The sequence below is a fragment of the Mucilaginibacter pankratovii genome (assembly GCF_014773265.1).
Lineage (GTDB): Bacteria > Bacteroidota > Bacteroidia > Sphingobacteriales > Sphingobacteriaceae > Mucilaginibacter > Mucilaginibacter pankratovii.
The window spans coordinates 292,172-317,351 of record NZ_JACWMY010000006.1 but is presented as its reverse complement, the minus strand read 5'-3'; the positions used below and the strand labels follow the sequence as shown (position 1 = coordinate 317,351).

Sequence of the window (25,180 nt, the reverse complement as noted above, 5' to 3'; positions counted from 1 at the left end):
GCATAGTGTTAATACTGTTCCAGTATAAGCCGGTGCAAACCTGGGCGGCCAAAAAAGCTACCGCTTATTTATCAAAGGAGCTTAAAACTACGGTTGATATAAAAAGCCTTTACATCGTGCCGTTTAAATCGGTGGTGCTGGAGGATTTCTATGTTTTAGATAAGCAGCAGGATACCTTATTAAGCACGCCAAAGCTGGCCGTAGAGCTCAGCGGCTTCTCTATTTTCAGCAGTATTAAAAAACGGGTTATCGATTTTAAGTCCATCCAGCTGGATAACGGCACCTTCTACCTCAAAAAGCAAAAAGACAGCACCACCAATCTTAAGTTTATTATAGATTATTTCAACTCCGGCGGTAGCGACACTACCAAAAAACCTTCGGCAAAACCATGGACGCTCAATTTTGATAAGATCGCGGTAAACAATTTCCATTTTAAATATAAGAATAAGTTGCGTACAGCCGTAATAAGCGGCGTTAACTTCGATGATCTCGACGTAAAGCATTTCAGCATCGTAGTACGCAATATGGACCTGAAAAACCACCTGTTTAAAGCCAATGTAACCGGGCTCACCCTGCAGGAACAAAGCGGCTTTATTGTAAAGAATTTTAATTCCAACGCCACTATTGATACTACCCAGATACTGTTACAAAATCTGGACATCATCACGCCAAATTCTAAAGTGCGCAATTTCTTCCGGATGAAGTTTAAATCTTTTGACGATTTTAACGATTTTGAGAACAAGGTAACCATGGATGCCGATATTAAAACCTCACATCTTTCGTCAAAGGATGTGGCTTATTTCACAACTTCATTAGGTAAAATAAATTTTGAACTTGGCGTAGATGGCCGCATCCGCGGGATGGTAAATAATCTGAAGGCTAAAAACCTTACCGTAACCGCGGCCCAGGCCACTTTTATAAAAGGCGATTTTAATATAAACGGCCTGCCCGATTGGGAGAACACCTTTCTGCAGCTAAAATTTGAGCAGGTAGCCACCAATAAAAAAGACCTGGATTACCTGTATAAAAATTTCACCGGCAAGCCAACAGCCAAACTGCCGGCCATTGTGGGCAAATTCGGTAACGTTAATTTCAGCGGCCGGTTTACCGGTTTGCAGAATGATTTTGTGGCATTCGGCACGTTTAAAACCAAACTGGGCCGCTTTGATCCGGATATCAACCTTAAAATAAACAAAAAGGGCGTGCCAAGTTATAGCGGCAAGCTTACAGCTACAAATTTCGAGTTAGGCACCTTACTGGATAACAAGGATCTTGGCCGTACTACCCTATCGGGCAACCTAAGCGGCAGCGGCGACGACCTGAAGACCCTTGCTATTAAAGGCAGTGCAAAGGTTAAGTATATTGGCTTTAAAGGCTACAATTATAGCAACCTGGTAACCAGCGGCACCTTTATAAAAAAGGTGGCGGCCGGCAAATTATCCATCAACGATAAGAATGTAAAGCTGAACATTGCAGGCAGCGTGAACCTTAACCCAACGTTACCGATTTATGATTTTACCGGCAACGTGGATAATGCCCGCCTGCGCGAATTAAAACTGATAAAAGATACTGTTACCGTTACAACCCAAATGAACACCAATTTTTCGGGCAATAACCTGGAGAATTTGGATGGGCATATCCTGCTTACCTCCATCAGGGTAACAGATCCGCACCACAGCTACGTGGTAGATACCGTGGCTATAAATGCAGACGGCAAAGGCGACGCGCGTACCATATCACTGCACTCTGATATAGCCGATGGCAGCATAAAAGGCAGTTTTAACCTGGCCACCCTGCCATCTTATTTTAAAACGATTGCCAAAAAATATATCCCTTCGTTAAAAACAGAAATTTCTGCACCCAAGCCACAGAATTTCGATTTCAATTTAACCTTAAAAAACCTCGACCCGGTTTTAGCTATCTTCCGGCCCGACCTGAAAATACCAGACCAGGGCACGTTTGTGGGTAAGTTCAATTCCAACGATAAAACCGCGACGCTAAGCGGGTTTATAAAAACCATTAAGCTTGGCAAAATTGTTTTTCATGATTTCATTATAGATGAAAGCACCAGCGACGATATGCTGAGCTTAAACGTATCCTTAAACCGGGTGGATCTTACCGATAGCTTATATATCAAGAATATTAACATTGCCAACTTCCTGAAAAACGACAGCCTTAACTTCAACGTTAAGCTATCTGATAAAAACGCCACCAACCAGCTGGATCTTTACGGCTTGGTTGAGTTTGGGCGCGATACAACCGCCAAGCTTAAGCTGCTGCCATCGGATGTGGTACTGGAAAATCAGAAATGGAAGATCCAGGACCAGGTACGCATCCGGTTGCTTGATGGCAAAACGCAGGTATCGGGCTTCGAGCTTTCCAGTGGCGTGCAAAAGGTAAGAATAAACGGATTTATATCTGATAACCCGGCTGATGAGCTGAAGTTGACTTTCCAAAAATTCAGCATGGCCACGCTTAACCAGCTTACCAAGTCATCCGGTGTGTTTTTGAAAGGGGCGCTTAACGGCGATGTGGTGTTTACATCGGTTATTAAAAAGCCGGGCGTTGATGCCAATTTAACCATCGACTCGTTAACGATGAATAAAACGCTGATAGGCGACGTAAAGATCAAATCGAAACTGGATAACCAGCGCGAGCAGGCCGATGTAAAAATAAACATAACCCACCAGGGCTTAGAAACCATGAACCTGGCGGGCGTTTACACCTTAGGGCACGACGCGGGCGACAACCTGGACTTTGATGTAAAGATGGACCATACCGAAGCTATCATCTTCGAGCCCTTTGTAAAAGGCCTGGTATCCGATCTTAAGGGGACGGTATCTGCCAACCTTAAACTCTCCGGCTCGCCATCCAACCCTCAATTGAACGGCGACCTTACTTTAAATAATACCGGCGTTACCGTTGATTACCTTAAAACCGCTTATACGGTAACGCATAAATTAAGTGTAAACAACAGCGTTATTGGCATAGACAACATGGTGTTGAAGGATTTTAGAGGCGGAACCGGAACCGCTAATGGCAAGGTAGACCTGACCAATATCAGCAACCCTACTATCGATATTACCCTGGAAGCGAAAAACCTGCTGGCGCTAAACTCTACCTTTAAAGATAACCATCTTTATTATGGTACAGCTTACGGCACGGGTACTTTTAAGTTTAACGGCCCTGTGGATAATATGAAGATAGATATTACAGCAAGCACCGAGGCAGGTACCATATTCAACATCCCGCTTAATACCTCATCAACCGCTGCCGACTATGATTTTATAAAATTTGTTGACCATAACGACACCACAAGAAAAGTTGACACCAAGGTAAATGCCTTTAACGGCGTTACCCTAAACTTCGACCTGACTATCGATGAAAAAACCATCGTACGCATCAGTACAGATTACGGCGTATTAGAAGGCACCGGCCAGGCCCGTAACCTAAAGCTGAATATAAACAGCCTGGGCGATTTTGAGATGTTTGGCGATTTCCTCATTACATCGGGTAAGTTTGAGTTTACCGCGAAGGACTTTATCAGTAAAAACTTTGTGGTGAGCCAGGGTGGTACTATCCGCTGGACGGGGAACCCATCCAACGCAGAGATCAATTTGAAGGCCCTGTACGAAGTGCGGACAGATATTGCACCGCTGTATAACGCGGCCGGTTTAACATCGCCCTACGGCGCTAAACAGGTACTGGTGCAGGCCGAATTACTGATAACCAAATCGCTGATACAGCCTACCATCGATTTTAATTTTAATTTCCCGGTAGATCCTTCCATTAAAGACGACCTGAACACCTACCTGGCCGACAATAATAACCGTAGCCAGCAGGCGCTAAGCATCATTGTGCGCCGTGCCTTTGCATCGGGCACGGGCAGCAACATTACCAACCAGGTATTCGGCACTGCTACCGCGGCTGTAAGCGAGTTTGCTTTTAACAAACTGAACAGCTTTATCTCTCAATCCAACATCAAAAACTTCGACCTGAACATCCGCTCGCTTAATGATGCCAGCCTTGGGTTCAGGTTTTTGAATGACCGCCTGTTGCTAAACGGCAGTTTTTACTCCAATACCGGCACCAGTGATATTTTTAATACCAGCAGCAGTTTATTCAATGCCGACTTCAGATCACTTAATAAGGATTTTGAAATTCAGTACCTGATACGTAAAGACGGTAATTTGAGGGGCAGGTACTCCTACCGTGCACTGAACAGCACCACGCTAAACTCGATAAACGACCAATTGGGAGTGCAATATGTTAACGGTATAGGTTTGGTTTACCAACGCGATTTTGACAGTTTTGGCGAATTTATCCGCAACATATTCAGGCAAAGCAGGCGCAATAAAGTGCCAACAACGCCCCTACCAGTTCCGGCTGCCACTATAGCGCCAACGGTAACCAACAGCGCCCCGGATGATCAAAATGGAGAAGATAATTTAGACGATTAGTGTTCGCGCATAATAGCGTGATCCATTTTATCGCGTTTGGTTTTCAGGTAAACCTCGTTGTGCGGGTTTGATGCAATCTCGATAGGAATATTCTCCACAACCTCTAAGCCGTAACCAATAAGGCCTGCACGCTTTTTAGGATTATTGGTCAACAAGCGCATTTTTGAGATACCCAGGCTGCGTAAGATCTGCGCGCCAATACCATAGTCGCGCTGGTCCATACCAAAGCCAAGCTTAATGTTAGCTTCAACAGTATCAAGCCCGTTTTCCTGTAGGTGGTAAGCCTTCAGTTTGTTTACCAGCCCAATACCGCGTCCTTCCTGGTTCATGTAAACAATAACACCTTTACCTTCTTTGCTGATGATCTCCATCGCTTTATGCAATTGCGGGCCGCAATCGCAGCGGCAGGAGCCGAATATATCACCGGTAACGCATGAGCTGTGCACACGCACTAAAACAGGTTCGTTTACACTCCACTCGCCTTTTACAAGTGCCAGGTGGTTTTCGCCGGTATCCAGTTGGGTATAGGCTATCATATCAAAATCGCCCCATTGGGTAGGCATCTTTACAGATACCTCTTTACGCACCAGCGATTCGGTATTTAAGCGGTAAGCTATCAAATCTTTTATGGATACAATAACCATATCAAATTCTTTCGCCATCACCAGTAATTCTGGCAGGCGGGCCATATCGCCATCCTCCTTCATTATCTCGCAGATAACGCCTGCAGGTTCAAAGCCTGCTAAAACAGACAGATCGATAGCCGCTTCGGTATGGCCCGAACGGCGCAATACCCCACCATCCTTAGCTATCAGCGGGAAAATATGCCCCGGGCGGCCTAAGTCCGACGGTTTTATAGCAGGATCTATTAAAGCAATTGTTGTTTTAGAACGATCTGTAGCGGAGATGCCGGTTGTGCAACCGTGCCCCAACAGATCTACCGATACTGTAAAATTTGTTTCGTGCGAGGTTGTGTTATGGCTCACCATGGGCTCCAGCTCCAGTTCGCGGGCGCGTTGTACGGTGATGGGCGCGCAAACCAGTCCACGCCCGTAACGTACCATAAAATTGATAGTTTCGGGTGTTGCGTTGCGGGCGGCGGTTAAAAAATCGCCTTCGTTTTCACGGTCTTCATCATCAACCACAATAATGGTTTTCCCAGCTTTTATGGCTTCTATCGCTTCCGGTATGGTGTTCAGCATTGTATGTGTATTTCGGGGGCCTTTATTTTGTTAAAAACAGGGGATCAAAAGGCACAGCAAATTTAAATGATAATTAAATGAATATGGTCGACATTGTGTAAAACTATACAGGTGGGTTAGCTTTACGTAAGCGGAAACGTTTAAAGTAGCGCTTGTAAATATCCATATCAAATAAGGCCGAATCGGTAGCGGCTTTGTACGTAAGGAAAATCCCTATGGGTAAAAGTACCAAAATAGCTATCCAGGAGCCAACAAGTGGCGACAGATCGCCCTCTTTGGCAGATTTTTCGCCAATGGTGCCAATAATATGATAGATGAGGAAGAAGACAACCGATACCACAACCGGCAGGCCCAGGCCACCTTTACGGATAATTGCACCCAGCGGGGCACCAATTAAAAATAAAACGATACAGGCGGCACCAAGCGTAAATTTCTTTTGGTACTCCATAATATACCTCCGTATACTTTTGGTTGCATCCTTATAGTTATCAGTACGGTTGCGAAGCATATCCTGCACCTGGCGTACCTCGCTTGCCGCATTATTATAGGCGTTCAGCTGGTCGTTAACGCCATGCAGCAGCGCACTATCGGCCCGTATAACCTTTTTAACGGAGGCCGATTTGACCGGTACCGAAAAATATTTGATATAGGGTTTTATCAGGGTGTAATTGGTATTTACAGTACTATCAACATTACGGTTAGCCGAATCTACGTAGTGCTGTATCTGCTTCAGGTTCATCATCATAGATGCGCTCCTGAACTCGTTCTCATCGGTACGATGCACCGAAAGTTCAGAAAGAGGGAACCGCTGTTCGGTTTCCTTAAACCTAAACCGCGTAAGTTTTTGCCGCTGAAAGTAATTATTTTCGCTGGGGTCCTCCTGGTAACGTACCCCATCCTTGAGCTTTAAAATAAGATACAGGTCATCCTTACTCCGGTACATCAGCCCCGATTTGGCAAAGGTGACACTTTGATTTACTTCCAGTGTCTCCCTTTTGTATATCATGATATCATTAAGGGTTTGGCCGTCTTCGCCTTTACTTTTTACACGGATAGAATATCCCGGAAAACGGTTACTGAAAATATTCTCGGGCAAAAAGTCGGCAGATTTTTGCTTACGTACATCATAAAGCAACGAGTAATATTTCAGGTTGGCCCGGGGCAGCATCCAGTCGGAAAAAGCGAATGCAGCGATACTCAAAACAACTACCACAACCATCATAGGGTACATGGCGCGGCGCAGGGAAATACCGGCAGATTTAATGGCCACCAGTTCGTAGTTTTCGCCAAGGCTACCGTACGTCATGATAGAAGAAAGCAGAACCGAAAGCGGCAGCGCCATAGCCACGTTGGTTGCCGAGTTGTACATCATTAACTCTAAAATAACATACCACTGGAAGCCTTTACCAATGAGGTCATCAATGTATTTAAACAAAAACAACATCAGCAGCACAAACATCACTATAAACAAGGTAACGATAAACGGCCTTATAAATGATTTGAGCAGTAAGAGATGTATTTTTTTCATCGGGGCGAATTCGGCAGCGCAACAACTGCATAATGCATAACTGTAATTACCAATGCATATTGTAATTAAGCGCGCAAAAATACAGAAATTAAAATTCGTTTACGCGCCAAGCACGCCAATAAGGTAGTCGATCTGGTTATCCCAAATTTGCTTTCGCTCGGTAATGGTTTCCTCCGTAGCAAAATCGGTAATGCTCAAAGCCACGTCGTTGGTAAGCTCATCCTGGATGATCTCCATCTCAAAATAGGCCTGCGGTTCGTCGTCCAGCCATTTAAAACGCACCAATTTGTTCTCTTTTATGGCTACCAGCTTGGCATTTTGTTTCTCACCATCCCAGGTAAAAGTGTAGATCTGGTCGCGCACGCTCACATCATCGGCAAACCATTGGGTTAAGCCATTGGCCTCATTTAGAAAAGTATACAGTATCCTTGGGGAGGATTTTATCTCGTATTCTATGTTGAATTTCTTCTTCTCGGACATGTGCGGTTTAATCGTTAGCAACCCTTAAGGATGTAAATGTTAACATTTTTTCTAAAGAAAACGAATTTCTGCTATATTTGCAAACCTTTTTCAGGAACCATCAAAATATATCCCGAAAGAGCCGCTCATTTATTTGAGCATTTAAAAACAACAAACCCGGCGGGGTAGCTCAGATGGTTAGAGCGTAGGATTCATAACCCTAAGGTCGGCAGTTCGATCCTGCTCCCCGCTACTTTTCAAATAAAAAGCTTCAAGTCGAAAGATTTGAGGCTTTTTTTTGGGGAATTGCAGATTAATGGTGCAGTGAAAACACCCCCCATAAACAGATAATACCGTTTAAAAGACCATTCTACTTATTGATTTATTTTTTTGATAAACTTTACTTTTGTTACCGGTTTACATTTGCTTTTAAAGCGGGTACTGGTATTAGCAAAGTGAAATATATCTTTGCATTGGGTTCAATTTAATAATCATTAAAATCAATGCACCAAAACCTATTAGCATACATCAACCAACACGCTGCCTCGCCACTTACAAATGATGAAGAAGCGTTAATTGTAGCTGCTTTTCGCCCCAAAAAGCTCAGAAAAAAGCAATACTTTTTGGAAGAAGGCTATGTGTGTAAATACGTTGGTTTTATTGTAAAAGGTGCCATGCGACAATACAGCGTAGATGACAAGGGTGTGGAGCATATTGTACATTTATACATTGAAAATTACTGGGCAAGCGACCGTGAAAGCGCGGTTATGCTCACTCCAACAAGATATAATATTGATGCCTGGGAAGATACCGAACTACTTGTTGCTACAGTAGCAGACATGCTGGATCTGATAGAAAAGGTACCTTCATTTGGACAAATGACAAGATTAATGGACCAAAGAAGTTTTATCGTTTCTCAACGAAGATTGAATTCTACCATTAGTAATTCAGCAGAAAAACGCTATGAAGAATTTGCCGATAACCACCCTCAATTTATTCAACGATTTCCACAACACCTCATTGCTTCTTTTTTGGGCATAACCAAAGAAACTTTAAGCAGAATTAGAAAACAAGCAAGTAAATAACTTCTATCTTAATTTTTGATTTTATAAAAGCGTTGATAAATATCAACGCTTTTTTTTATCATATCTCATCGTTCTAAGGTATGCTATTGCTGCAATTTTACATTATAAAATAAACAAATGGAAAAGCAAACAATAGTAGTAATTGGAGCAACAGGCTCACAAGGTAAGGGTATTGTAAATGCCCTTGTAAACGAAGGCTCTTTTAATGTAAGAGCAATAACCCGTAATCCTGAAAAATATACAGGCAAGGCAGATGAAGCAGTTTATGCAGATCTTTCAGATCTGCGATCATTAAAAGATGCTTTTACAAATGCTTATGGTGTATTTGCGGTAACCAACTTTTGGGAAGGTGCAGACGAAATTGCTCAAGGTAAAAATGCCATTGAAGCGGCAAAAGCAACGGGAGTACAACATTTTATCTGGTCAACACTTCCGGATGTAGAGATCATTAGTAAAGCAGCATTTGAAGTCCCTCATTTTACCGGCAAAGCAAAGGTGGATGACCTGGTGAAAAGTGCGGGGTTTAAATACTCAACATTGGTTCAGCCCCCATTTTATTATCAAAATTTTGTTGGAATGCTGGGTCCACAGCCAAAACAAGATGGCACAACCGGTTGGACATTACCGATTGATCCCACAAAAAAAGCGATCCATATGTCAGACATCAACGACCTGGGAAAAGTAGTTGCCGGTGCATTTTTGCAGCCTGAAAAAGTTGGAAATGGCAGTTACCTTTCAGTTGCCACAGAGTTGAATAGTTTCAATGATATTATTAAGGCATATAAAGCCAATGGCAAAGAGTACACCTTCTCACAGGTACAGGTTGAATTGTTCTCGACTTTTTTTGATGGAGCAAAGGAACTCGCTGAGATGTTTGGGTATTTTGAAAAACACACTTACATGGGGCCAGGTTCAGAATTACGGATTGAATTGGCAAAAGAAATTGCCACAGGCGAATTTGTGTCTCTCCAGGAATGGTTGAGTAAAAACAATTAAGAAAATGAAAAAGAAAACGAGTTTCTCAACAAAAGGCAATAATGCTGCGGTGGGCCCCTTGTCTATCCAGCGGATGTTACCCAATCGGTATGCTAACAAAGTTGGCCCGTTTGTATTTCTGGATTATGTAGTGCCCGTCGTTAAAGAAACCATTACCAGGAACGGTATGGGAGCTCATCCACACAGGGGCATTGCAACTTTAACCTATATTCTTCAGGGCGAAGTAGAGCATTTTGATAGTGCAGGAAATGAGGCGATCATTCGTTCGGGAGGTGCACAATGGATGAAAGCAGGTACTGGCATAATCCACGATGAAAATTTAAATTATGACTCTCAGACAGAGAGCAAATTTATTCAGGGTTTTCAATTTTGGATAAATTTACCTGCCAAAAATAAAGCAGAAAAACCTGCACATATCGCTGTACAAGCTGGCGAAGTCCCCAAAAAAGAATTGCCGGATGAAAGTGGCTGGTTAAAGGTTATTGTTGGGAACTATGAAGAATTGAGTTCGAAGATCCCGAATTATTCCAGGCAGTTTTTGTATCATATTCAATTGAAAGCAGGCAAAAACCTATCGATAGAAATTGAAAACGAAATCGAAGCTGCAGCTTTTCTGCCCACGCAAAATGCGATGCTAAACAACACCGAATTTGAAAAAGGAGAGTTTGTAGAATTTGATAGAAGTGCAGGAGAAATTGAAATAAAAAACACGGCTCAAACAACAATTGATATCCTATTATTTGGTGGCGAAGAATATAAAGAACCTGTGGTAGCCGAAGGCCCTTTTGTGATGAACACACAAGCCGAAATAGCAAACGCTTATCGCGATTTTTATGCAGGGAAATATGGGGAAATAAAATTAGCCGAACCCAAATAAATTAGTTCGGGATGAATATCATCATAAAGCAATAAATGAATTCTATTATGAATAACAACACAAACATCGCCAAAGGCTTTGCCACAACCGCAGGCGAAGGCGAGCGCATTTGGTTTGTCGCCGATACTTTGACGCTTAAGGCGACCGCTGCGAGCACCGGTAAAAGCTATACCGTGGTTGAGTGCCTGACCTCCCCCGGCGGCGGGCCTCCGCCACACATCCACACTAACGAAGATGAATTCTGGTATGTGCTCGACGGGACCTTTGAAATCCATATCGGCGATGAGGTGCATGCCATCGGGCCGGGTGGGTTCGCCTTCGGGCCACGCGGCACGCCGCACCACTTTCGCAACACCGCAACGACCCCGAGCCGGATCCTCCTGGCCTTCACGCCCGGCGGGATCGAGGATTTCTTCCGCGAGTCCGGTCAGCCAGCAATCAACGACGGCCCTGCGCCGTCGGTCGACGAGGCCGAAATTGCCCGCATGACAGCGGCAGCACCGAAGTACGGCATCCAGCGCGCCGCCGCCGAGAACTAAGCATGGGCTCCACTGGCAGAAAGCCCCTTTTTCAAGGGGCTTTTCTTGTGTTGTCTCTTTATTGCAGAGGTTTGCATGCTCATCCACTTTCACGCGGTCTTTTCAAAAGGAGGCATTTGGAAAGTCCCCGCTAAGTGATAGGCATTATAATTAAACATTCACCGGTTTAGCATATGTAACCGGGTACAGCTTGCGGAACATGATGTAAGTTACGCTTATGATGGTGAACGCTATCATCGCATCAATAGTGGCAGGGAAACCGAGCACCGCGATCTTGGAGAAAAAGGCAAAAATAATATCGAAGAAAATCCCCGCGAATACCCATTCTTTTAAACGCAATAGCCTGTTCGGGGTCAGCAGCACAGCCACCCCAGAAAGTTTTGCGACGCCCAGGATATAAATAAAATGCGCCGGATACCCCAGTTTAACGGTGATATCCCAAACTATTGGGTTTTTGGTTAGTTCGCAAAAACCGCTTAAGCCAAACCATAGAGAGATTAATGATGCGCCTGTCCAATAAATTGTTTTTGTTGTTTTCGAGTTCATGATCGTTTTGTTTTTATATGATTATGAATCAAAAATGCGCTGCACAGGCAATTGATAACAGGGATATAAAGCCGAAGCGGGCAAATCGACAAATAAGTTAGACAATAGCCGTGGCGAATATGCAGGGGGCAGTAAACTATTACCCGATGATCTTGACAAAAAAAACCGGCAACTCCTTTAGAAGTTGCCGGCGCCTCTTAATATTGATTATTAGTTCAAAAAGAAATCCAACAAGGCTTTTTGCACCTGGGCGGTTTGTTCCTGTACCACCCAATGGCCCGAATCTTTGATGATGGATTCGTGTACATCTGTTGCAACAAGTTTGGAGTGCCCGGCCAAAAACGAACCGGCAAAATGATCGGAACCCATGGCCAGTAAAGGCATTGTCAATTTTGTCTTAGCAAATTCTATGTTGTCTTTACCATCATTGGCAAATTCGCCGAACCAATGGAAAGCACCAGTGGTTGCACCCGGCACCGAATAGGCCCTGATAAATTCATTTTTTTCTGCCTGGGTGAAAGAGTTATTCTTATATCCTACTGTCGGCCAAAAATCGGTGAAGAACATGCCTACTTTACCAGATACCAACTCACCCGAATGTGGTTGGGCAAAAAAACCAAACCACCAGGCCTGTGCTTTAACCTGGCTCCAAACCGGCTCAATGCCCGGCAGTAGTGCATCCATTAAGGCTATTTTCTTTACATCGGCAGGAAATTGTGCAGCATAAGCATAGGCTACCATCAGGCCAATATCATGCCCGGCAAGGTTGATGTGCTGATAACCCAACTTTTTCATCAGTTCGTGCATATCAACGGCCATGTTTTTCTTGCCATAGCCGCCCGCAGGTTTGCCGGATTCGCCAACGCCGCGCAGATCGGGTGCGATAACGGTAAAGTGTTTAGATAGCTCGGGCAGTAAACGGTTCCACATGTACCAGTTTTGGCCAAAGCCATGTACCAGCAGTAAAGGCTCGCCCTTGCCGCCTATTACGTAGTGGATCTTCACGCCATTAACTGTGGCGTACTGGTTTTTAAAGCCCGCCGGCGGCGCCGCTGGTTTAACAATGGCGGCAAAGCTTACAGTAGTTAGCAATGCGAAAAGGAACATTAATGCGATGTGTTTGATGTTGTTTAGCGTTTTCATGATCGTGATTATTTGTGTGTTGTGATTATTATGTGTTGATTGTGATTATTTTTTCTTGTTATCGCTGATGTCTTTATAGGCATTAGGCAGGTTAAAATTGAAGTGCAGCCAGTTGAACAATACATAGCCCTTATTAAATTCATCCATCTTAACCGCCGCTTTGGTTTGCTCCAGCGTAAGGCCTTTGGCTACTGCGGCTTCTACCTGCTGCTTTAGTGCGCTTACGTAATCAATAGTGTATTTAATACCTGCTTTATTGGTTACCCTGCCATGGCCGGGGATGATGACGGCATCGGCGGGTAAAAAATCATATACCTTTTTTAGGTTATTGGCGGGTTCTAAAAAATACCCGTCGAACAGCCATGGGATAGCCGGGCTTTCGGCAATGAAGGGGTTACCTGCCCAAAAGATCTTCTGGTTTGGCATCCATACAAACAGGTCGGCCGGAGATTGCGCGGTACCTACATTCAAAAACTCTACAACTTTGCCATCACCCATGTCCAGTTTAAGGTTGTTGTTCTTAGGGATAATAATATCCGCAGGGCGGTAAACCGAGCTTTCGATACCCCTGCCAGCTCCGAATAATCCCACCATAAATTGCTTAATGCCTTCGTAGTTTTTTGCCAGGTTTTCCTTTGCAAACTCATTTTGGATGATAAGTGTAGACGCGGGCAACAGGTAATTGCTGAAACAATGGTCGCCATGGTCGCTGGTATTTACGGCATAGATGATCGGTTTATCAGTAACCGAACGGATCAGCGCTACTTCCTGGTCGTACAGGCGCTTGCTCAGCATAACTTCTATCAGCAGCACGCCTTTGCTGCCAACAATAAAGCCACCGGTAGTAGCCTGCGGGATGCCTTGCGTGGTTTCCTTTTCGGCAGTGGTGGGCAGGATGGCGTAGATGCCGTCGCCCAATTTTTGCGATTTTAATTCAACCTTATTGGCATCCCAGATAGGGATCTGCGGTGGTGTTTGCGCGGATGCACCAAGGGAACAGAGCAGCAGTAAAAAAGCAGCTACTATGCTTATTCTTTGAGTTTTCATGATCTGTTGTTTTATGAGTTATTAGTGCTTGAGTTTTATTCTTGATAGCCGCCATAGTATTTTACCGGCGACCAGTTTGGGATAACCTCCTGGATAGCCGGATTTTGCGCAGCGTATTTCCCCGATGCGTAAACGATCTTTCCGTTTACTACGGTAAGTAAGGAATTGATCTGCTTAACTTTTTCCGGGGTGGCGCTGAAGTAATCGGCGGAAAGGATCACCATATCGGCGTACATACCTTTTACCATTTTGCCTTTCACCTTTTGCTCGCCCGAGAACCAGGCGCTGCCGGATGTGTAGAGTTTTAGTGCGGTGTATTTATCCAGCACCTGTTCCTTTGGCCAAAACTGCGCACCACCGATGGTTTTGCCGGTAAGCAGCCAGTGCAGCGCCATCCAGGGATTGTAGGTAGATATCCGTGGCGCATCGGTACCCATCCCCACAGGGATGCCCATGCTCAGCATTTTTTTGATAGGCGGCAATTGCGTTTTTGGCTGGCCGTACATTTTTGTATAAAGTTCGCCCTGGAAATACATGCGGAATTGTACTGCCACGCCACCGCCCAATGCCTTCACTCTTGCCAGTTCAGCATCGGTAATGGTTTCGGCATGGTCAAAGAACCAGCGCAGGCCATTGAAGGGGGTATCTTTATTCACCTTTTCAAAAACATTCAGCATCCTGTCGATAGATTCGCCGTAGGTGGCGTGCAGGCGAAACGGCCACCTGTTTTTCACCAGCAGGCGTATTACGGGCTCCAGGTCGGTTTCCATACTGTCGGATAGTACTATCCTTGGCTCCAGGAAATTCTCGAAATCCGCGCCCGAGGCGATCAGGTTTTCTCCGGCACCTTCCATGGCGTACCCGTTAGCCATCAGGATATGGTCGTTTTTATTGGGATAAGTTTGGGTTATCCATTTTTCATAATCCTGAAACTCACGCCCCTTTTTCTGCGCAAACAAATAATATGCGGTACGTACGGTAAGCTTGCCTGCTTTAGCCAATGCCAGCGATGCCTGGTAATCGGCATCATAATTTTGCGATCCGCCGGCAGCGTCTATCACGCTGGTGATACCGAAGCTATTTATTTCCCTGTAGAAATGTTCGGAGCTGTTTATCCGCTCTTCGGGTGTGAGCGTGCCGGTAAGCGCCAATGTTTTGTAAATGGCCATTGGGGTTTCTTTGGCGTAGAGCAGCCCGGTTGGGTTGCCGTCCTTATCAAGTTCTATTACGCTGCCGGGGTAGCTGGTATGCTTATCGTACCCCAATACTTCAATCCCTTTTTTATTGAGGAAGGCTTTGCCATACAGATAAGTAATAAAAACAGGTTTATCGGGCACCGCGGCATTTATCTCATCAATAGTTGGCTGCCTTTTTTCTTCAAACTGAAACTCGTTCCAGCCGCCTACTACTTTTACCCATGCACCAGGCGGCGTTCTGGCGGCTTGCTCTTTAAGCATTTCCATAGCGCGTTTCAGGGTTTTTACACCATCCCAGCGCAGCTCCATATTGTAGTTGAGTCCTTCGCGCACGGCATGCATATGGCTATCGTTTATGCCGGGGATAACCGTTTTGCCATCGGCGTTAATAAGTTGAGTATTTGTAGCCTTATAAGCCGCCATTACAGCAGCCGATGAGCCCGTGCCCAGGATAATACCATCCTTCATGGCTACCGCTTGTTTAAATTCGCCCGGTTTGGCCATGGTTGCTATTTTGCCGTTATAAATGATCAGATCGGCCTTTTGCTGTGCACGGGAAGTAGCCGCCATAAATACCATTGCCATGATGGTAAATAGCAAGAGCAGATATCTTGCTGCGTTTGTGTTAGTTTTCATGATCTTATTGTGTTTTTGGTTATAGTGTTTTTATCCAGTTTAAAATGTAGGCAGCCTTTTCCTCCCATTCGGGTTGGCCCAGCACAAAGTGATTGGCGTTATCGAATTCCTTATAATCGGTAATGGAATTGCCGTCGCTATATTTTTTGAAGTTGGAATAGTTGAGCGATGCGGGTATAAAATTATCTTTACCCCCGGCCAGGAATAAAAGTGGCGCGTGTGGTTTAGCGAAATCAACTTTGGCGGCGCTGGTGATGGCATCGCGCACTACCAGTTTCGATTCGGGAACCGCCAGGTTGTAATACGCTTCCTTTTGGGCCTCGTATTCCATACCGTTGGTAAAGGCATACTGCCATTCGGTGAACGACATGAGGTAGGATTTTTTAGCAGAGGTAAAAAAGCCCAGCGGCCCCCACCCTGCTTTATAAAAGGAAAACTTAAAGGTCATAACACCCTGCGGCTGCAGCGAATGAACGGCGATACCTGCTTCTGCAAGCCCGCGCTGCAGCAGTATTTGTGTAATAAGGCCGCCCATGGAGTGGCCAACGAGGATAGGTTTTTCGGGCAATTGCCTAACAATAGTGTCGTAATATTCGATAAGATCGGCAAGGCGCTGGCTGGCAATGGCCGCATCCGGATGCCTTTTGCGCAGGGTACATGCCGATGCATTTTTATGTGGCCATGATGGTGCGATGGTGGTGTATCCGGCCGCTTCGAAATAAAGTTTCCATTTATCCCAGCTGGTGTTGCTTACAAAAGCGCCTGTTATAAATAATATGGTTTTGGCGCTTAAACCGTTTGCCTGATTATTTGATGTGTTCATCTGTTGTTAAATTGATATGACCCATTAAAACAATGGCAATACCAATTAATCAAGTAATTGATATACAGCTACTTGAAATTAAAGAGGCAAAACTGGTTACTTTATGTCGTTATCTTACGACGAAAAGCGGCGAGATAAGGTAATGTGGGATTAGCAGTTAAAAGGAGAGCCCTTTTCGTCAAATGGCGATATATCGTCATCAGCTGCGATATACGGTAAACACAGGATGCTCCTATTATATAAAACACTAATAAACAATTGTTTATATTTAAGGCTTGCGTTTTGAACCTTATCGCGCATGGTAGTAACGAGATAATGAATAAGATAACTTACAAGCGGCTTTTAGCATTTTTTGTTCTGTCGTTCGTCTGCCTGCAAGCCTGGTCACAAGCGGCCCAGCCCGCTGCAAAAAGTGAAGGCGACCGCTACATGGCATCTGCCAAAGCCTGGACGTTGAAAAACGACAGCGTTAAGTGCAATGCTGATATACGCACAGCCATATCCATCTATTTAAAAAAAGGGCAGGTAAGAGAAGCCGCCGAAGCCTGGCTTAAAATGGAGGAATACTATCAGTTCTTTCACGGCACCGGCTACGATAAAAGGATCGCTTATTACGAACAGGCCCTTGCTTTATTTACCAGTGCTGGCGCTAACGACAGAGCTGCCGCCACGCTTAACATTCTGGGCGATTTTTACCAGGTTGAAAGCAATTTTCCAAAATCGTTGTCTGCACTAAAAAAGTCGCTGTTATTGTATCAATCTACCAATAAAAAGGACCTGCAAGGGTTATATGATCTAATAGGTAGTGTGAACTCCCGCCTTGGGAACTACGACGAAGCATTGAAATATGGGTTACTTGCTGTGCGTACAGCAGAAGCCGTAGGCGATACTTCCTTAATGCTGTGCACTATTTTTAACCGCCTCGGGGTTACCTATTATACCATCAAGCAATACGATCAATCGCTTATCTATTTTCAAAAATCATTATTAATAGCGCAAAAAAATCACGATGTTAATTCTGTCATCCTACTGGCTTATAATGTTGCCAACACCTTAAAGCTTTTACACAAGCCCCGGGAAGGTTATTTACTGATGAAAGAGATGGAAAGGCAGTACCATCCGAAGGACCTGGAAAACAAGATCTTTGTTAACATATGTTATCTTAATATGCTTGTGGCATTAAAACAGCCTGGCCCGGCAAAAAGGTTTTGTGATACTTTGCTTCGTTTCGCATCGGCGATGAATGAGAACGATAGGAGCCAGGAACTTATTCAACAAACCGCCGCTTTATATTTTATGGCTGCAGCAGATTATAAAAATGCAAAGATACATGCCACCAAATACCAGGAAATAGGCAGAAGAACATCTAATAATGCCGTACTGAGCAACGCTTATAAAACGCTGTACCAAATAGACTCTTTAGCAGGTGACGAAGTAAGCGAGCTAAGGAATTTTAGAAAATATACCGAACTAAGGAACTTGCTCTTTAATGAAAAAACAACCAAGCAGATAGCCCAGTTAGAAATTCAATATAAAACAGAAAAAAAAGACCAAGAGCTTAAATCTAAAGAAAGCAATATCGCCATACTAAAAAAACAGGCTCAGCTACAGGCAACTGCACAAAAACTTTACATTGCCGCCACCATATTGTTGGCCCTGTTGCTCGGCCTCAGCTATAACCGCTATTTGCTTAAGCAGCGGGTTAACCGCAAGTTGCAGGTACAGCAAACCGAGATCAACCTGCAAAACCGATCGCTTACCAACCTGATTGCCGAGAAAGATAACCTGCTCGAGGAAAAGGAGTGGCTGATGAAAGAGATCCATCACCGGGTGAAAAACAACCTCCAGATCGTGATCAGCCTGCTTAATACGCAATCGTCATACCTTAGTGATGATCTTGCCTACAAAGCCATCAGGGAGAGCCGGCACCGGATGCAGTCTATTTCGCTTATCCACCAAAAACTCTATCAATCTGAAAACCTGGCGCTGGTAAATATGCCGGCCTACATTGGCGATCTTGTTCAGTATTTAAGCGATAGCTTTGATACAGCATCAAGAATTAAGTTTGATGTTGATATAGCACCTATAGAATTGGATGTAACTAAATCTGTACCGCTGGGCCTTATCTTGAATGAGGCCATCACCAATTCCATCAAATACGCTTTCCCGCAGGATGCCGACGGTAAGATAAAGATCACTTTAGCGGATCTGGGAGAAGGTAACTACGAATTACAGATAAGCGACAACGGTATTGGCACCACGGCAGCGGCCAGCCTCTCTAAAAGCAAAACCTTAGGTATGAGTTTAATGAGGGGCCTGAGCAAACAGCTCAGCGGCACCTTTACAGTTGAGAATCGCGACGGCCTAACCATCATCATCAAATTTATCAACGAGAAGCTTTCAAAACCTATTAAAAACCACCAATCCTTATCATCATGAGCAAAAAGATACTAATAGTAGAAGACGAGTTTATTGTAGCCAACGATCTATCTATGATGCTGGAAAAAGCCGGTTACGATATTTGCGATATAGCCGATTCGGTTGAAGAGGCCAGGGAGATCATTGCCCGCCAAAAGCCGCAGCTGGTACTGTTGGATATTCACTTAAAAGGTAAACTTACGGGTATAGACCTGGCCAAACAACTGGCCGAAGAGCAGATAGCTTTTGTTTACCTATCGGCCAATTCTAACCAGAAGATATTAGAAGAGGCGAAAGCCACCCAGCCCTATGGCTTTATGGTAAAACCCTTCCGCGAGAAGGATGTACTGGTAAGCCTGGAAATTGCCCAGTATTTGCACGAGCAAAACATGCTGCTAAAGCGAAATAACGAGCAGATGCTGCAAAGCGCCCTGATAGATATCCTTGGCGAAGAAACAGAATGGAGCCAGAAATTCTTAAAGATAGCTAAAACCATACAGCCTTATGTACCTTTTGATTACCTGGCAGTTGGCATGAAAAACCTGGATAGTTTACCCTATGACGGCGTCAGCTTTTTGCGTACCAGCTTTAACGATTACCAAGTAATTGGTTTTGATGAGCTGATGAATATATCCGGCTTAAAAAAGGCCGATCTGCTTAAACTCCAGGAACCATCTACCGATGATACCTTTTCTGCGGTGTACAACGAAGATGATTTTACAGACCGTTGTAAATATAACGTGGCCAAACGATTTGTAGCGAGGACGTTCCAAATGAAATCGAACCTCGTGATGTACGTACCCGTTACCGGCAGGCCCGGCTTTACGTTTTCGTTCTATAGCCGTAAGGATGATATTTACACCAGCAGGCACCTCGCCCTGATCAACAAGCTCCAAAAACCACTGTCGATGGCTATTGATGGCCTTTTTGTAAGCCATAAAAACGCGAAACCAACCTCCCCGGCCATAAAGCCAAATGCGGCGCCCCAACAAAAGCTTCACAAGGGTTTTGATGGTATGATAGGCAGCAGCCACCTTTTGCTTACCGCGCTGGACCACCTTACACTGGTTGCCCCTATGGAAACCTCTGTTTTGATACTTGGCGAAAGCGGTACCGGGAAAGAGCGGTTTGCCAAATCCATCCATTCACGTTCGGCGCGCAGTAAAAAACAGATTATCGTAGTGAATTGCGCGGCCCTGCCCACGCATCTTATCGAATCGGAATTGTTCGGCCACGAAAAAGGGGCCTTTACCGGGGCTGTTGAAAAGCGTGTAGGCAAATTTGAGCAGGCGGCAGGCGGCACTATATTTTTGGATGAGATAGGCGAGCTGCCCTTAGAAGCGCAATCTAAACTGCTGCGGGTATTACAGGAAAAAGAAATAGAACGCCTTGGTGGGAAAGAAACCATCCGCGTAGATGTGCGGATAATAGCCGCAACCAATTGCAACCTGGAGAAAGAAGTGGCCGCAGGCAAATTCCGGCTCGACCTGTATTACCGTTTAAACATCTTCCCGATAGTGCTGCCTGCCCTGCGCGAGCGGAAGGAGGACATACCTGAGCTGGCTGAACATTTTGTTGCAAAATATGCCGAGCGGGCAGGCAAAGCCGGGATGAGTATATCGCCCCAGGCCTTAAATGATCTGGCTCATTACCACTGGCCCGGTAACATACGGGAGCTGGAACACCTAATAGAGCGCAATGTGCTGCTAAACCGGGGCAATGTGATAGAGCGGATAAGCCTGCCTTCGGCAAAACCGGAAACAGATGTTGCCGTTAGCGACGCAAAAGTGAAAACCATTGACGATAATGAACGGGAGTACATATTAACGGTACTTAAAAAATGTAACGGCCGTATTTCGGGACCGGGCGGCGCGGCGGAGCTGCTGGATGTGCCGTCAACCACCTTAAATTCAAAAATGAAACGGCTGGGCATCACCCGTAAACACGTAGGTGGCTGATTGGTAGCCACTTTATATCGTATTTAATGAAGGGTCGAATTACGATATAGCGTAGTTCGACCCTTTTCATTACAAACAAAATACTGTAAATCAATAACTTAAATAAACGGCCTTTGCTTTGGCTATTGTTTTACATGAAAACATTTAGCATAACCCTGGCCATCATCCTGGCATCGCTTACCTGCTTTGCACAAACAGGCGCTTTTAAATCATCACGGTTCGACGAGAACTATGCCTACCTCGCAAAGGATACCACCACCAATTGGTATCATCAGCTTAAATTTAACCCGGTATCGCGCAACAAACAAACATATTTTAGTTTGGGCGGCGAGGTGCGTTATCAATACTTTTATTACAAAAACCCCGACTGGGGCTCCTCGCCTGCCGATAATGATGGCTTTGTGCTTTCCCGTTACCTGGGGCACGTTGATTTTCATGCGGGCAGGCATTTCCGCACATTTGTTCAACTACAAAGCAGTTTAGCCAACGGGCAGGCAGAAGACCCGTCGGCTGTAGATAACAACCCGCTGGACCTTCACCAGGCATTTGCCGACCTCTCCTTTCCTTTCAATAAAAGCAATAGCCTCACCCTAAGGTTTGGCCGCCAGGAATTATCCTACGGCTCGCAAAGGCTGGTTGCCGTACGCGAAGCGCCAAACAACAGGCAATCGTTTGATGGCGCGAAAGTGATGTTTGGCAGCAAGAAAGTAAAACTGGATGTTTTTTACAGCCACTATGTGCAGGCAAAACCCAATATATTTGATGACGCGTTTAACAGCAACGTAAAATTCTGGGGTAGTTACGCGGTGATCAATAAAGTACCAGTGTTGCAAAATGTAGATGTGTATTATCTTGGCATCAATAAAAAAACAGCCTCGTTTGATGATGGCAAAGGCCGCGAGATGAGGCATTCCATTGGTACCCGTATCTGGAAAAATTCGCCAACCTGGCAGTACGATTTAGAGGGTTTATATCAATTTGGAAAGCTTGGCAACAGCACGATAGCTGCCTGGACAGCATCCGCCAATATATCTTACACGTTTGATAAGGCCGCTTTAACACCATTGATAGGCTTAAAAGCCGAAGCCATAAGCGGCGACAAAAACTACAACGATGGCAAACTGAACACCTTTAACCCGCTTTTTCCAAAAGGCTCATACTTCGGGCTCGCCGCCCTGATCGGCCCCTCAAATTTACTGGATGCGCACCCGTATGTGCAGGTATCGCTATCAAAGACGCTAACCCTTTCCGAAGATTACGACCTGTTTTGGCGTATGAGCAAGAACGACGGACTATACGCGGTGAACAGCAAATTACTCTACTCGGGCAAAAACACCCGTTCAAGGAAAATTGGCGGCCAGCTGGGTACGGCCCTTGAATATACGCCAAACAGATATCTGTATTTCAGGCAGGAGATCACCTGGTTTAGCGCCGGCGATTATTTAAAAGAAAGCGGGCCGGGTAAGGATATTATTATGGTTGGCAGTACCATTACGTTTAAATTTTAAATTATGTGCAATAGAATGGGATGTATGCCGATTATACAGAAAGGGCCGTCACTATAAAATAGCGACAGCCCTTTTATTATGCTTTGATTTTTACTTACGATTTAATAAAAGCCAAAAGATCCTTGTTAATAGTTGCAGCCTCGGTGGTAGGCATACCATGCGGGAAACCCGGGTAAGAAATCAGGGTGCCGTTTTTCAAAAGCTTTACTGCCTTTGCTCCCGTAAGCGGGAACGGAACGATCTGATCGTCATCGCCGTGCATTACCAGTACAGGCACATCTACACTTTTAAGATCTTCGGTAAAATCTGTTTCCGAAAAAGCTTTGATACAGTCATAATGTGCCTTTATACCGCCCATCATTCCCTGGCGCCACCAATTGTCTCTAACCCCTTGTGATATTTTAGCTCCTTCGCGGTTATACCCGTAAAAGGGCAAGGTAAAATCCTGGAAATATTGGGGCCTTTGCGATGCCGTACCTTCGCGGATCCCGTCGAATATTTCCAATGGGATACCATCAGGGTTATCCTCGGTTTTCACCATGATAGGCGTAACCGCGCTGATGAGCACAGCTTTGGCTACACGGCCTTTTCCGTACTTAGCTACATAACGTATTACTTCGCCACCACCTGTAGAGTGGCCAATATGCACGGCGTCTTTTAAGTCGAGCGCTTCGGTAAGCTCAGCCACATCGGCCGCGTAGGTGTCCATTTCGTTCCCGGTATCAGTTTGGCTCGATCGCCCGTGCCCGCGGCGGTCATGGGCAATAACCCTAAACCCCTGTGCAAGGAAAAACATCATTTGCGCATCCCAGTCATCGCCGGATAAAGGCCAGCCATGATGAAAAACCAGCGGTTGCCCTGTTCCCCAGTCCTTGTAATAAATTTCGGTTCCGTCTTTTACTGTGATTTTACTCATTGCTTGTGATTTTGATTATTGTGATTCATAAATTAGGGGCAACGTTGTTTGAACAGTGTAACAGTAGATATAATCTCTTTCACGCCATCAGAAAACAACCTTGTAAGCAATCTATCTGCAGGTAGTGCAGAGATCAGCTTTAGAACCAAGGCCGTTTGAAGGACTAAAAATAAGAAATAAAGTGGAGTTGTAAATCTGCCAAATCAAAAAATAGCCGAAATTTAATATTGACGAAACACGCTGATCTGAGGAGATGAGACCGAAAACCTTGATGTCCAGTTATTACCCGCGGAAATAGCAGGCCGAAAAAAAAGCAAGTTTATTTAACATCAATCCATGCAGCATTGCTGATATCTGCATTGCTTACATCCGTAAACCGGTATAGTTTATTACCAGCAACCTGCGGTACCTTAAACCTGTCTATTTCCAGGCCATCAACATCGTTTAAAATTAACGCAGGCCTGTCGTCGCGGGTTTTAGTGGTGAAGGATAAATTAAACAGGCGAAGTCCTTTTACATGCCGGGCAAACAAACCGTAAGCCGGGTTTGGCCCTAACAGGAATGGTTCGGGATAGCCACGTTCCAGTTCGGGGAAGGGCTTTTCGCCTTGCTCTTTTGTACCGCCGCCTTTGTATTCTACCGAGATATTTTGCAATGTGATATTCTCCAGTGGATAACCCGGCGAACCGGTTATTTGGATGCCGCTCATGGCATCGGCACCGGTAACTGAAATGTTGCTGATCAAAATATTTTTGGCTACGCCCATTTTGGTTGTAGCCTTTGGCCCGCGGTTGCGCCGGCCAAGTGTTACGTAGATGGGATAGTGCGAAATATCCATCATGGTGATGTTGGATACGATGATGTTATCCATAATACCGCCGTCAACCTCTTCCAGCGCGAGCCCGTTGCAGGCGCGAAAGGTGCAATTGGTTACCACACAATTACGAAACCCTCCGTTAGATTCGGTACCAAACTTGATGCGCCCGTTAGACCAGCCCGCCTTTTGCGGTATCATGGTGCCATCAAGCAACGTACCTTCCTTAAAACCCGATACCTGGCAGCTAACTATCGTGAGGTTTTCGGTAATAAAAGGCCGGTTTAGGGCATAAGAGCTTTTAGGGCAAATGGCATCGTCATTGGGCGAATTTACCCGGCAGTTGGATACCGTGGTATGGGTGCAGCAATCTATATCAATACCATCGCGGTTAGTATCAATGGTAAGGTTATCCAGCGTTACCATGTTGCAGCCTGTAAGTAAAATGGCAAAATGCCCGCCATGAAAAATGGTAACATCCCTGATGAGGATATTGCTGGATAATTTAATAGCGATAGCTTTATCGCCGGTACCTATTGCACCGCCTGTTGGGTTGCCCATATGCTCGTGGTCTTTACTGGTAAGGCCGCCGCCATTGATCATCCCCCGCCCGGTGATAGAAACATTGGTGAGGTTTTCGCCCCAAATTAAGCTGTTATGAAAATAAGTATGCCCGCCATCCTGGTAAGCGGTATCGGTAAACGGTTCGGCATCGTCATAAGCTTTTAATTCGGGCGGAGCGCCCAAAATGGTAGCACCTGCATCTATAAATAAATTGATGTTACTTTTTAAATGGATACTCCCGCTTAAATAGGTACCGGCCGGCAAATAAACTGTACCGCCGCCCGCCGCCGCACAGACACTAATAGCTTTATCAATTGCTTTGCTATCTAATTGCCTGCCATCTCCTTTGGCACCGTACGCCCTCACATTAAAAAAAGTTTTGAATGACACAGGCATTTGCTGCGCGTTCGCTACCCCACTGAAAGCCAGCAGGCAACATACCAGGTATCTAAAAAAATTCTTCAT

The 25,180-nt window shown here is 45.0% G+C and carries 18 protein-coding genes and 1 tRNA gene; 9 read left to right on the top strand and 10 right to left on the bottom strand.

Translation table 11 applies throughout. The features are described from left to right. Positions 1-5 precede the first annotated feature (5 nt). Positions 6-4,460, top strand: a complete 4,455-nt coding sequence (locus IDJ77_RS14030; protein ID WP_191189589.1) for a translocation/assembly module TamB domain-containing protein — start codon at positions 6-8, stop codon at positions 4,458-4,460. On the opposite strand, the gene IDJ77_RS14025 is transcribed toward IDJ77_RS14030, so the two are convergent. The 3 genes from IDJ77_RS14025 to IDJ77_RS14015 form a co-directional block, all read right to left on the bottom strand. After that, positions 4,457-5,662 (bottom strand): bifunctional 3,4-dihydroxy-2-butanone-4-phosphate synthase/GTP cyclohydrolase II, encoded by a 1,206-nt coding sequence (locus IDJ77_RS14025; RefSeq protein WP_191189588.1) that lies wholly within the window; start codon positions 5,660-5,662, stop codon positions 4,457-4,459. The genes IDJ77_RS14030 and IDJ77_RS14025 overlap by 4 nt on opposite strands. A 103-nt stretch (positions 5,663-5,765) precedes the next feature. Next, on the bottom strand, positions 5,766-7,190 hold the full coding sequence (locus IDJ77_RS14020; protein ID WP_191189587.1) for an LptF/LptG family permease: 1,425 nt from the start codon (positions 7,188-7,190) through the stop codon (positions 5,766-5,768). Positions 7,191-7,289: 99 nt separating this feature from the next. Next, positions 7,290-7,670, bottom strand: coding sequence for an START-like domain-containing protein (locus IDJ77_RS14015; protein ID WP_191189586.1), 381 nt, complete (start codon positions 7,668-7,670; stop codon positions 7,290-7,292). Between the two features lie 158 nt (positions 7,671-7,828). Between IDJ77_RS14015 and IDJ77_RS14010 the strand changes: the two genes are divergently transcribed. The 5 genes from IDJ77_RS14010 (at position 7,829) to IDJ77_RS13990 (ending at position 11,146) form a co-directional block, all read left to right on the top strand. After that, positions 7,829-7,902: transfer RNA gene (locus IDJ77_RS14010), tRNA-Met, on the top strand. A gap of 250 nt (positions 7,903-8,152) precedes the next feature. Then, positions 8,153-8,734 (top strand): Crp/Fnr family transcriptional regulator, encoded by a 582-nt coding sequence (locus IDJ77_RS14005; protein ID WP_191189585.1) that lies wholly within the window; start codon positions 8,153-8,155, stop codon positions 8,732-8,734. Positions 8,735-8,851: 117 nt separating this feature from the next. Then, complete coding sequence (locus IDJ77_RS14000; RefSeq protein ID WP_191189584.1) at positions 8,852-9,730, top strand: NmrA/HSCARG family protein; 879 nt, start codon at positions 8,852-8,854, stop codon at positions 9,728-9,730. A gap of 4 nt (positions 9,731-9,734) precedes the next feature. Further along, positions 9,735-10,607 (top strand): pirin family protein, encoded by an 873-nt coding sequence (locus IDJ77_RS13995; protein WP_191189583.1) that lies wholly within the window; start codon positions 9,735-9,737, stop codon positions 10,605-10,607. Between the two features lie 47 nt (positions 10,608-10,654). Further along, entirely contained in the window at positions 10,655-11,146 is a 492-nt protein-coding gene (locus IDJ77_RS13990) for a quercetin 2,3-dioxygenase (protein WP_191189582.1), read from the top strand. A gap of 150 nt (positions 11,147-11,296) precedes the next feature. On the opposite strand, the gene IDJ77_RS13985 is transcribed toward IDJ77_RS13990, so the two are convergent. From IDJ77_RS13985 to IDJ77_RS13965, 5 genes are all read right to left on the bottom strand, one after another. Next, positions 11,297-11,692: a DoxX family protein gene (locus IDJ77_RS13985; RefSeq protein ID WP_191189581.1), complete on the bottom strand. Its 396-nt coding sequence runs from the start codon at positions 11,690-11,692 to the stop codon at positions 11,297-11,299. A 210-nt stretch (positions 11,693-11,902) separates the two neighbouring features. Then, positions 11,903-12,835: an alpha/beta fold hydrolase gene (locus tag IDJ77_RS13980; RefSeq protein WP_224751095.1), complete on the bottom strand. Its 933-nt coding sequence runs from the start codon at positions 12,833-12,835 to the stop codon at positions 11,903-11,905. Positions 12,836-12,880: 45 nt separating this feature from the next. Further along, on the bottom strand, positions 12,881-13,882 hold the full coding sequence (locus IDJ77_RS13975; protein WP_191189580.1) for an MBL fold metallo-hydrolase: 1,002 nt from the start codon (positions 13,880-13,882) through the stop codon (positions 12,881-12,883). A gap of 35 nt (positions 13,883-13,917) precedes the next feature. After that, on the bottom strand, positions 13,918-15,714 hold the full coding sequence (locus IDJ77_RS13970) for an amidohydrolase (RefSeq protein ID WP_224751094.1): 1,797 nt from the start codon (positions 15,712-15,714) through the stop codon (positions 13,918-13,920). A 19-nt stretch (positions 15,715-15,733) separates the two neighbouring features. After that, complete coding sequence (locus IDJ77_RS13965) at positions 15,734-16,537, bottom strand: alpha/beta hydrolase (protein WP_191189579.1); 804 nt, start codon at positions 16,535-16,537, stop codon at positions 15,734-15,736. A gap of 315 nt (positions 16,538-16,852) precedes the next feature. Here IDJ77_RS13965 and IDJ77_RS13960 point away from each other — a divergent pair, with 315 nt between their 5' ends. The 3 genes from IDJ77_RS13960 (at position 16,853) to IDJ77_RS13950 (ending at position 22,421) form a co-directional block, all read left to right on the top strand. Further along, positions 16,853-18,976 carry a histidine kinase dimerization/phosphoacceptor domain -containing protein gene (locus IDJ77_RS13960; RefSeq protein WP_191189578.1) on the top strand — a complete coding sequence of 708 codons (2,124 nt, stop codon included), beginning with the start codon at positions 16,853-16,855 and terminating at the stop codon, positions 18,974-18,976. Continuing rightward, positions 18,973-20,913 carry a sigma 54-interacting transcriptional regulator gene (locus IDJ77_RS13955; RefSeq protein WP_191189577.1) on the top strand — a complete coding sequence of 647 codons (1,941 nt, stop codon included), beginning with the start codon at positions 18,973-18,975 and terminating at the stop codon, positions 20,911-20,913. Before IDJ77_RS13960 ends, IDJ77_RS13955 begins: the two co-directional genes overlap by 4 nt. A gap of 134 nt (positions 20,914-21,047) precedes the next feature. Then, entirely contained in the window at positions 21,048-22,421 is a 1,374-nt protein-coding gene (locus tag IDJ77_RS13950) for an alginate export family protein (RefSeq protein WP_191189576.1), read from the top strand. Between the two features lie 94 nt (positions 22,422-22,515). Here the strand turns inward: IDJ77_RS13950 and IDJ77_RS13945 are convergent, their stop codons facing one another. Beyond that, positions 22,516-23,337 (bottom strand): alpha/beta fold hydrolase, encoded by an 822-nt coding sequence (locus IDJ77_RS13945; protein ID WP_191189575.1) that lies wholly within the window; start codon positions 23,335-23,337, stop codon positions 22,516-22,518. 319 nt (positions 23,338-23,656) lie between these two features. Next, on the bottom strand, positions 23,657-25,180 hold the full coding sequence (locus IDJ77_RS13940) for a rhamnogalacturonidase (RefSeq protein WP_191189574.1): 1,524 nt from the start codon (positions 25,178-25,180) through the stop codon (positions 23,657-23,659).